Origin of the sequence: Paenibacillus alginolyticus DSM 5050 = NBRC 15375 (assembly GCF_000422905.1) — a bacterium.
Taxonomy (GTDB): Bacteria; Bacillota; Bacilli; order Paenibacillales; family NBRC-103111; genus Paenibacillus_E; species Paenibacillus_E alginolyticus.
This window is the reverse complement of sequence record NZ_AUGY01000196.1, coordinates 1-4,775: the sequence shown is the minus strand read 5'-3', so window position 1 is coordinate 4,775 and position 4,775 is coordinate 1. Positions and strand designations below refer to the sequence as shown.

Annotated in this window: 3 protein-coding genes and 4 pseudogenes; 6 read left to right on the top strand and 1 reads right to left on the bottom strand. The window is 40.4% G+C overall.

All coding sequences use genetic code 11. From position 1 onward, the window contains the following. From G519_RS49685 to dpsA, 5 genes and pseudogenes are all read left to right on the top strand, one after another. Nucleotides 1-113 (top strand): annotated as a pseudogene (locus tag G519_RS49685) (helix-turn-helix domain-containing protein); the annotation flags it as partial. Nucleotides 114-1,081: 968 nt separating this feature from the next. Continuing rightward, a pseudogene (locus G519_RS0137875) lies at nt 1,082-1,255 on the top strand (stage V sporulation protein AD); the annotation flags it as partial. A 225-nt stretch (nt 1,256-1,480) separates the two neighbouring features. Next, nucleotides 1,481-1,651, top strand: a complete 171-nt coding sequence (locus G519_RS53845) for a YhcN/YlaJ family sporulation lipoprotein (RefSeq protein ID WP_127527662.1) — start codon at nt 1,481-1,483, stop codon at nt 1,649-1,651. Nucleotides 1,652-1,919: 268 nt separating this feature from the next. Then, entirely contained in the window at nt 1,920-2,504 is a 585-nt protein-coding gene (locus tag G519_RS0137870; protein ID WP_029198962.1) for a YitT family protein, read from the top strand. A gap of 366 nt (nt 2,505-2,870) precedes the next feature. Then, on the top strand, nt 2,871-3,770 hold the full coding sequence (gene dpsA / locus G519_RS0137865; RefSeq protein ID WP_029198961.1) for a dipicolinate synthase subunit DpsA: 900 nt from the start codon (nt 2,871-2,873) through the stop codon (nt 3,768-3,770). Nucleotides 3,771-3,853: 83 nt separating this feature from the next. Here the strand turns inward: dpsA and G519_RS50950 are convergent. Next, nucleotides 3,854-3,964: pseudogene (locus G519_RS50950) on the bottom strand (phospholipase D-like domain-containing protein); the annotation flags it as partial. A 16-nt stretch (nt 3,965-3,980) separates the two neighbouring features. Between G519_RS50950 and G519_RS53400 the strand changes: the two are divergent. Then, nucleotides 3,981-4,304: pseudogene (locus tag G519_RS53400) on the top strand (phospholipase D-like domain-containing protein); the annotation flags it as partial. Nucleotides 4,305-4,775 lie beyond the last annotated feature (471 nt).

The window sequence follows — 4,775 nt, the reverse complement described above, 5'->3', positions numbered from 1 at the left end:
GATTAACCAGAGCTGCGATATCACACTACGAGAAAAATCGCAGAGAGCCGGACATTAACACATTGATATTGTTAGCTGATTTTTTCAAGGTAAGTTTGGATGAACTTGTGGGAAACAGGAGGAGGGGAGCGACATTGAAAGTACAGGCATGATCTATGCAGTTGGATCCATTTTCAGGTAAAACGAACGCCAATTTTGTGATTAACAGGAAAAGAAACTTGTAAATTGGATTGCTACTGCTACATTGATTACATGAACAGGAATTGTGCCCGTTAACTTCGGTCAATTCTCTTTAAAAGCTCGAAAACCGTTGTTTTAGGTGCAGTTTGCCATCTAATGTACTTTTATAACCGATAGGGGCGTTATTAGAGGTAGATTTTCCTGTTAAATGTGAACATGATCGCATGGAAAGCACTCTCTACTATGCAATTCAAAAAGAGATTCCAACCCGTTAAAGCAAAACTGATTTTGTCTTCGAGAACAGGTTTCTGTCCTATCGGAGAGTTGTGCCAGTATACAAGCAGAGTACTGGAGTTTTGCCAAACAACTGGAACAATCATGTTGTACTTTTCTTTTTGCTTTACGAAATGGAGATCCCTTTATCTCGCTCTTCTTACGATTTAAACGAATAGATGGAGATGTGTTCTTATGGAGCTTTACAGTCTTGCATGGGAAGACTTTGCAGAAAAAAATTCTCTCATGAAGATGGTTAAGGAATCAGATGAATAATTTGAAAGCGGTGATTTCACCTCGCTATAGATTTTGAAAAAAGAGCTTAATACTGAGGGTCGACTATAATGTATCAATGAGCCTTAGAAAAGGTTATTGATGAAGTCAAACCGTTACTGATTCGTTAGTAATTTAATAATACTCAAGTTACAGTTTGTTGAAAATCAAGGAGGATGTTCATGGCCAACAATATAAAGAAAATTTAACGCCGGTGTAGCAGGAGTATAAAGAGCTGGCCTAACATGTGGAACCACCGAGGCCGTTTCTGAAAAGCTTCATTGGGGCGGCTTTGATGAGAAAAAAGCGGGTGATCCTACGGTGGAGGTTTTGATTTTATTTCCGTCATCCTGACCTGTTGAAAGGACACCAGAGTTGGATATTTGAAAACAAACCGGTCATTCGTTCAACGGCAACGGTTGTAGGTCCTTTTGAAGGAAGGGGACCGCTTGACAACGATTTTCACATTATCCACGGAGACTCCATGCTGGAAGAAGAAAGTTGGGAGAAAGCGGATTCCATAATTTTAAGAACTGAGGATTATGCCAAGAAGATTGGATAGGCTCAAGTTAATGTCTAATCATTGAATTACTGTTTTGTTTAAAGAAAAAATACAGTATATGCATTACGAGGAGAATTATCCATTAGACATCACTAAATTGCCCAATGTCGGCATCTGGATAGCCTTTAGCACATTGATTGATCGGCCCCGAAACGGAAAGATAATCGTCGAACGTACTTTTGGACCACTACGATTGATAATCGTAGTGAAGTAGCCAAACAAGCGGCAGATAAGATTGTCCGATTACCTGGTATAAGGCAAGCGAATGTGCTTGCTACACGAACAAATGCTTATGTCGCAACAGTGATAGATACAAGTCAGGGTCAGCTTACTCGTGAGATGGAGGATCAAATTACTCAGTAAGTTCGGGCTACAGATCCGAACATTCAAAATGTGTATGTATCCACCAATCCTGAGTTTTATTGATCGAGTTAACAAATATCTACCGGATGTAGCACGGAAGACCGGTCTCGGGTTTTGTGCAGGAATTTATCGAATTGGCTCAACGGTTTTAACGATTGCTCGATAAATAAAAAAGTACGAGGAATTCCATCTTTCGTGTAAAGCCAAAAGGGATTCTTTTACCGTTATTAGCATATAAATCAGACATGCCTTTATAGGAGCTGATTTATTGCTATCGTTACAAAAAATTATTGCGATTTTATCAGGAAGTTTATTGATCGCAATCGGGATCCATTTTTTTCTAAAGCCATTCATGGTTTTGGATGGAGGGGTTATTGGTATTGCCCTTATCATCAATTATATATTTAGAATTAAAGTAGGACTTGTCATTTTCTTGTGCAGTATTCCTACTTTACTACTGGCATGGTTTTACTGCCGTGATATCTTTTACAATAGCATATACGGGTTGATTATTTCTTCATTAGTTATCGATTTATTGGAGCCGATCCAGTATCATTTCTTATATTTTGTTGAATTAACATCGTTCAGCAGTTCTGTTATCGGCGGATTTATTATCGGTACAGGTATTGGAATCATGTTACGATATGAAACAAGCACCGGAGGAACAGATTTACTCGCTCAATTGCTTTCAAAATTTTCCAATATCAATGTTGGGGTATTTGTTTTTGTTATTGATGGGGTTATCATTTGCCTTGGTGGTTTGCTCCTCTCAGCCGACACCTTTTTTCTTTCTATTTTTACAATAACCGCAGGTGGTGTTGCAACAAGCCTGTGTACAATGAAATATTCGTAACCACGGACATCATTATTTGCGGATGGTTAGGAGGAACATTATATATGATACAAAAAACTCTGCTTTAATTGCCTGCAAACATCTTCGTACACAATCTGGGCAGTAGAAACAGTTGCATAATGCTTGATAGAAAATCATACCAAAATTGATCGAAGAAGTAGGTGTTCAGAGAATTTTTCCAAAATGCCCGTTAGTAATTTAAAACTGAAATTGCAATCCCGCCGTCTTAGGTGGGATTTGTTTTTTTCAATTGCAATAGGCAAATACCTTTTTTACGAGGTAGTTTTTTTAAATTTGCTGAGGAAGCAACACTGTATAGGCGAAAGCATAAAATAGTAATTATTGAAATAGGAGTGGATTATCTTTATGCTTTCAGGAATTCAATTTGCTATAATTGGCGGAGATGCCCGTCAGCTGGAAGTGATTCAAACATTGTTGGAATTGGATGCGACAGTGATATTAATTGGATTCGATAAGCTAGAAAATCAATACAAGGGTGTAATGAAAGCAAATTTAGAGCGCCACGTGCTTGAAAATGTTCACGCGGTCATTTTACCGGCAGTAGGAGGAGATGATATGGGAATAATTCAATCCATTTTTTCCTTGCAGGATATTCGAATGACTGACGAACATATCAGTTACCTGCCGAAGCATGCAAAAATATACACGGGAATGGCGAGATCCTATTTGAAAAAACTTTGTTCGAAACATCAAATTGAGATTGTTGAATTATTTGAACGCGATGATGTGAGCATTTATAATTCAATACCGACCGCCGAAGGAGCGCTTATGATGGCGATTCAAAATACGGATATTACGATTCACGGCTCGCAATGTCTGGTGCTGGGATTTGGCCGAACTGGTTTTACGCTATCCAAAACTTTGCACTCGCTCGGGGCAATAATAAAAGTCGGCGATCGAAAGGATGAACATCTAGCCCGTGCATATGAAATGGGTTTCCAAGCATTTTCTTTGAATCAATTAAATGAACAGGTTGCCGATGCGGATTTGATATTTAATACAATTCCGTCTTTGGTACTCACGCCAAACGTGTTAACTAATGTCCAACATAGGGCAGTGATTATTGATATTGCTTCAAAACCGGGCGGAACAGACTTCCGTTTTGCGGAGAAAAGAGGCATTAAAGCATTATTTGCTCCCAGTTTACCCGGTATGGTGGCACCTAAAACGGCGGGACAAATTATTGCAAATGCGCTTATTCACTTACTTATGAAGGAGTCGTCCACGGTCGAGCTTGTACCTTAAATAAAATAAGCATCTGATATTTTATAAAATCATGATTAAACTGCCCCCACGAGCAGGGCTTACGATTTTGGGAATGACGTGGTAGGAACTAGCAATCTAACTCGCACACCGCGTGCTACGGCTGTCTTTATAGCCATTATGATATCTGCATCGGGTACAAAGTAAGGGGGAGTGATGTCAATGATCTGGGTCGCTATGGGTATCGCGCCAGCAAGTCGCACTTATTACGGAGAACTGCTGGAAGCCGGGGTCCATATCTACATGTACGACAAGGGGATGTTGCACTCGAAGCTGATGGTGATTGATGGGGAGATTTCCGATGTAGGCTCCGCAAACTATGATATAAGAAGTTATCGCCTGAATTACGAGGTGTGCGAAATCTAGTACAGTGCCGACGTGGCGAAGGAACTGACGGAGCAATTTGAGCATGATCTAACTAATTCTATACCTTTGCTCATGGAAGAATTGCTGCAGCGCTCCCCTTCACAGCGCATTCTCGAGCAAGCAGCGCGCCGACTTTCCCCGTTATTGTAGAAAGTGCTCTCCGTAGCCTCAGCGAGGCGTTAACATTAGATGGATATAGGTGGCTCCATGTTTTGGCATTGATTGTAATATACAGTGAATAAGCCCATTTGATAAATAGTGTAGGAAGGATCCAGATGGATGTCCAGGTGAGAGAGGTAATAAAGAGTTCCTCGATTTGAAAACACAAACGAGGGGTGCGACGAATTTGCATTATACCGACCATGTTGTGCCGCCGGTGCAGTCGATATGCGCAAGGAGCAGAATCTACAATCCCGAAGCCAACGAGGAAGTCTAGTGAAACATGCAGCGTATTGAAGTAATCGCAGAAGTGCTGTTTGTCTTTGACGTGTTTATTTTCGCAGATCTTCTTATCAGCATGGTTGAAACCATGTTAACAATTGGAGCCCAGCTCGTTAAGTTACGGCACAGTCAGTCACTTACACAATATCAGCTTTCGGACAAGACAGGATTAACCAGAGC